This is a genomic window from Roseomonas sp. TS2, from assembly GCF_058833935.1.
Map to the genome: position 1 here is coordinate 1 of NZ_JCACVY010000247.1, position 5,184 is coordinate 5,184.

At 73.8% G+C, this 5,184-nt stretch carries 5 protein-coding genes; all 5 read right to left on the bottom strand.

The features are described 5' to 3' along the window. Positions 1-1,072, bottom strand: a 1,072-nt coding sequence (locus ACZJYS_RS22460; RefSeq protein WP_493180390.1) for an MFS transporter, incomplete at its 3' end; no start/stop codon positions are given. A 106-nt stretch (positions 1,073-1,178) separates the two neighbouring features. Then, a complete protein-coding gene (locus ACZJYS_RS22465; protein ID WP_493180391.1) occupies positions 1,179-2,423 on the bottom strand; it encodes an MFS transporter in 1,245 nt (414 codons plus the stop codon). Then, positions 2,420-3,688, bottom strand: a complete 1,269-nt coding sequence (gene rlmN, locus ACZJYS_RS22470) for a dual-specificity RNA methyltransferase RlmN (protein WP_493180392.1) — start codon at positions 3,686-3,688, stop codon at positions 2,420-2,422. The genes ACZJYS_RS22465 and rlmN overlap by 4 nt, the downstream gene beginning before the upstream one ends. 8 nt (positions 3,689-3,696) lie before the next feature. After that, the gene (locus ACZJYS_RS22475; protein WP_181378056.1) at positions 3,697-4,224 is read right to left on the bottom strand and encodes an invasion associated locus B family protein; all 528 of its coding nucleotides are present in this window, start codon (positions 4,222-4,224) and stop codon (positions 3,697-3,699) included. 104 nt (positions 4,225-4,328) lie between these two features. Then, positions 4,329-4,997, bottom strand: coding sequence for an endonuclease III (gene nth / locus ACZJYS_RS22480; RefSeq protein ID WP_493180393.1), 669 nt, complete (start codon positions 4,995-4,997; stop codon positions 4,329-4,331). Positions 4,998-5,184: the final 187 nt, after the last annotated feature.

The following is a 5,184-nucleotide window of genomic DNA, read 5'->3' on the forward strand; positions in this document are numbered from 1 at the left end:
CCGAGAGCGCCTTGCCCGCCTCCTCCGGCGGCACGGCGGCGCGCGTCATGGCGAAGATCAGCGGCTGGATGGCGATGGCCAGGCCGAAGGCGAAGAGCAGCGCCGCATCGGCGGAGACGGGCAGCACCGGCACCCCGGCGAGGCGGGAGAGCCAGCCCCCCGGCCCGCCGCCAGCCACCAGCAGCAGCGCCAGCCCGGCCACGGCGTGCCCCGCCGCCAGCAGGGCGCGGCGGCGGCCCAGGCGGCGGTCCAGCACCCCGGCCGCGACGGGCCCCGCGATCAGCGCCAGGGTCAGCAGCAGCAGCACATGGCCGGCCTCGATGCGGGTGAGGCCCTTCACCTCCATCAGCCACGGCCCGCCCCACAGCCCGCGCACGCCGATGACCACGGCGAAGGAGGCGAAGGCCAGCAGCACCATGCCACGCAGCTTCGCGCCGGCGCCGAGGCGCAGCACCCGCCGCGCATCGGCCAGCAGGCCGGGGTGGGGGCCGGGGTTGGGCTGCGGCGCCGGCACGGCGCGCGCCACCAGCGCCGCGACGCCGATGGCCAGCGCGCCCGAGACCCAGAAGCCGGCGCGCCAGCCCTGCTGCTCCACCAGCCAGGCCAGCGGGCTGGCCGAGAGCAGCATGCCGACATTGCCCACCCCCTGGATCAGCCCCGACCACAGGCCGAACTTGGCGGGCGTCAGCAGCTTGGCGGCCAGCGTCATCGGGCAGAGCAGCATGCCGGAGCAGCCGAGGCCGAGCACCACCTGCGCCAGCAGGAAGCCGCCCGGCCCCCCGGCCAGCGCCGCCAGCACCGTGCCCGCCGCCACCAGTGCCAGCAGCGCCAGCGAGACGGGGCGCACGCCGAAGCGGTCCAGCGCCACGCCGAGCGGGATCTGCCCGGCGGCGAAGGCGAAGTGGTAGGCGCCGGTGAGGCTGGCCAGCCCCTCGGCCGAGACGCCGAGGTCGAGCGCCAGCACGTCGGCCGAGATGGCGGGCAGGGTGCGCACCAGGTTCGAGATCATGTGCCCGAAGCCCAGCACCAGCAGCGGCGCCACGAAGGCGGCCGATCCCTCACGGGTGTTCATGCGTCTGTCCGTCCCATCCCTGGGGGAAGGGTTTGGCGCAGCCGGCGGCCTTCGTAAACTCGAAGAAAAAAGAAGGGGGTCCGGGGGAATTCCTTCCCCCGGCCTTCTAGTTCCTGGCGCTGCCCCCCAGCGCCGCGCGGCACCACAGCGTCAGCCCCACCATGGCGATGGCGGCCAGCAGGAAGGCGCCGGTGTAGCCGCTGCGCGCCAGCAGCGCGCCGAAGCAGACCGAGCCCACGCCCTGCCCCAGGAACAGCGCCATGGCGAAGGCGGAGACGGCGGTGGCCCGGGCTTCCGGCAGGGCCTCGGTGCTGCGCGCCTGGAGCACGCCGTGGAAGCTGAAGAAGAACAGCCCGAGCAGCGCCTGCATGGCCGCCACCAGCGGCCAGGAGGGTGCCAGCGCCAGCACCGCCAGCGCCGCGGACAGCAGCAGCCCGCCGCCCAGCATCAGCCGCGTCTCGCCGAACCAGCCGAGCAGGCGCCGCGCCGCGCGGGTGTAGGCCAGGGCGCCGAGGCCGAATCCCGCCACCACCAGCCCGGCCTGCCAGGGTTCCAGGTGGAAATCCTGGATCAGGTAGGAGCCGATGAAGGGGAAGGCGCCGCCGAACAGCAGCAGCCCGTCGAGGAAGGCGGCCAGCAGCAGCAGGCGCGCGGCGCGGCGGCTGAGCAGCTCGGCATAGCTGGCGAAGCCGAGGCGGCCGGAGCCGGCCGGCTGTCCGCGCCACAGCCGCCCCCCCAGCGTGGCGGCGATGGCCGCCGCCGTCAGCAGCGACACCGAGGCGGTGACGAGGAACACAGCCCGCCAGCCGAAGGCCTGGCCGATGCTGCCCGAGATGGGGCCGGTGAGGAGCTGGGCCATGACCATGCCGGTGAGGAAGCGGCTGATGGTGGCCTGCCGCTCCTGATAGGGCACGTTGTCGCCGATCCAGGCCAAGGCGAGGGGGATGATGGCGCCACCCGCGGCGCCGGTGGCGGCGCGCAGCGCCAGCATCTGGCCGAGCGACCCGGCCAGCGCGCAGGCCGCCATGGCCACGCCATAGGCGATGAGGCCGAGGGTCAGCACGCGCAGCTTGCCGAAGCGGTCGCCGAGCGGGCCGAGCACCACCTGGCAGAGGCCGTAGGGCAGGGCGAAGGCGGTGATCAGCACCGCCACCTCGGCCACGGTGCTGTGCAGGTCGCGCGCCACGAGCGGCAGCAGCGGGTCCAGCAGCCGCATGCCGCAGCCGGTGGCGAAGGCCGCCGCCGCCAGCAGCGGCAGGATGGCCAGCGGTGGCTTCGCCGCCCCTGGCTTGCTCGCTTCTGGCGTGCTCACCCCTGGCGTGCTGCCGCCGGGGGCCTCGGCCGTGCTCACGCGGCGTCGGCCGCGCGGGGGCGCGGGGCGGCGAGTTCCGCCCCGTCGTTGCGGCGCGCCGGGCGGGCGCGCTCGCTCTCGGTCTTGAGCTGGCCGCATGCGGCCAGGATGTCCCGCCCGCGCGGGGTGCGGATGGGGGCCGAGTAGCCGGCCTCCATGACGATCCGCCCGAAGCGGTGGATGGCGTTGTTCGACGAGGTCTCGTAGGGGCTGCCGGGCCAGGGGTTGAACGGGATCAGGTTCACCTTGGCCGGGATGCCCTTGAGCAGCCGCACCAGCTCCCGCGCATCGGCCTCCGAATCGTTGACGCCCTTCAGCATGACGTATTCGAAGGTGATGCGCCGGGCGTTGGAGGCGCCGGGGTAGCGGCGGCAGGCCGCCATCAGCTCCTCGATCGGGTATTTCCGGTTCAGCGGCACGATCTCGTCGCGGATGTCGTTGCGCACCGCGTGCAGCGAGACGGCGAGGCCGACGCCGAGCTCCGCGCCGCAGCGGTCCATCATCGGCACCACGCCGGAGGTGGAGAGGGTGATGCGACGGCGGGAGAGGGCGATGCCCTCGCCATCCATGATGATGCGCATCGCCTTGGCGACGTTCTCGTAGTTATAGAGCGGCTCGCCCATGCCCATGATGACGATGGTGGAGAGCAGGCGCGGCGTGCCGTCGGTCGGGCTTGGCCACTCGCCGTAGCTGTCGCGCGCCGCCATGAACTGGCCGACGATCTCGGCCGCGCCGAGGTTGCGCACCAGCTTCTGCGTGCCGGTGTGGCAGAAGCGGCAGGAGAGGGTGCAGCCCACCTGGGTCGAGACGCAGACCGCGCCGCGGTCCTCCTGCTGGTCCGGGATATAGACGGTCTCGACCTTCTGCCCGTCGCGGAAGGCGAAGAGGAACTTGCGGGTGCCGTCCTCGCTGGTCTGCTCGGTGTCCACGCCGGGGCGGCCGATGACGAAGCGCTCGGCCAGCTTGCCCTGCATCGCCTTGGCGATGGAGGGCATCTTCCCGAAATCGGTCACGCCCTGGTGGTAGATCCAGTGCCAGAGCTGCTTGGCGCGGAAGGGCTTCTCGCCCATGGCCACCATCTCGGCCACCAGCTCCTCGCGCGAGAGGCCGACGAGGTCGCGCCGGCCGTCCGGCAGCGTGGCGGCGGGCGGCGCGAACAGCGCGGCCTTGGCCAGGATGCGGCCGCGCTCGGCCTCGCTCAGGTCGGCCCCGGTCAGGTCGGCTGCGGTCGGCTCGGGGGTGGCAAGGCTGGCGGTCTGGGTCATGGTGCTTTCTACCGGCGGCCGGCCGGACATTCCTTGCTGATGGCCTCGTAGGCCGCGGTGAAGCCGGAGAGGGAGAAGGTGTCGCTGGTGGTGCCGCGGCCCTGCGCGCCGGGGCCCTTGGCCACGGCCTGGGCGCCGGCGCGGAAGGCGGCCACGGCCTTGGCGCCCTCGCGCGCGAAGGCGTTGTCCTGCGCCGTGTAGAAATCCAGCTCGGTGCTGCCCACCGTCACCGTCACCTCGGCGTTGCGGGGGTAGCTGTGGCCGGCGCGCAGCGCCACCTGGTCGCGCCCCTGCGGCCGGTGCGTCACCGTCAGGATGGCGGCCTGGCGGTTCTCGGCGCGGGCGAAGGCGTAGCAGACCTTCTGCTTGCCTTCCTGGTGCGTCGCCGCCGTCCAGTCCTGGAAGGTGCCGAGCGCCTGCGGGCGCTGGGCCTGCTGGGCTTGGGCGGGAGAGGCGGCGCCGAGCCACAGGGCCGCGGCAGCCAGCGGGACGGCGCCGGCGGCGCCAGACAGCAGGAGGGAGAGGAGGCGGTTCATGTGCTCCAGATAAGGTCTCCGGCCCGGATGCCGCAACCGCGCAAAGCCCGCATCCGGTGCGCTTGCGTTGCAGATGTGATGCCCGGCTGCGCTGTGCCGCCGCCTCACCCCGCGCCGGAGCGTGCCGGGGCGGCGGGCGGCCACGGCACCTTGTCGGCGTAGTTGCAGTGCGGGCGCGCCACGCAGTGCCAGCATTCCGGCAGCCGCGCCTTGCAGATGTAGCGCCCGTGCAGGATCAGCCAGTGGTGCGCGTCGCGCAGCAGTTCGGGCGGCACGCGCTTCATGAGTTCCTCCTCCACCGCGCGCGGCGTCCGGCCCGGCGCCAGGCCGGTGCGGTTGCCGAGGCGGAAGATGTGCGTGTCCACCGCCATCGCCTCCTCGCCGAAGGCCACGTTGAGCACCACATTGGCGGTCTTGCGGCCGACTCCGGCCAGCGCCTCCAGCGCCGCCCGATCGGCCGGCACCTCCCCGCCATGCCGCTCCAGCAATTGCTGGGACAGCCTGATGACGTTGCGCGCCTTGGCCTTCCACAGCCCGATGCGGCGGATATGCGCGCCCACCCCTTCCTCGCCCAGCGCCAGCATGGCGGCGGGGGTGTCGGCCACCTGGAACAGCGTGGCGGTCGCCTTGTTCACCGAGACGTCGGTGGCCTGGGCGGAGAGCGCCACCGCCACCAGCAGCGTGTAGGGCGAGGTGTAGTGCAGCTCGGTGCGTGGCGCCGGGTTGGCCTCGGCCAGGGCGCGGACGAAGGCGGCGGCCTGCGCCGCGGACATGCGGCGGGCGCGGCGCGGCGCCTCGGCCGTGCCGTGCAGCGGGCGCTTCGCGGCGGCGCGGCGGCGGGTGGCGGCGGGCACGGCCCCGGACTGTGGTGCGCCGGGCTGTGGCTCCCCGGGCTGTGGCTCTCCGGGCAGGGACGTCTCCGTTGCGGGTGCCTCGGAAACAAGCGTCCCGGAAGCGGCG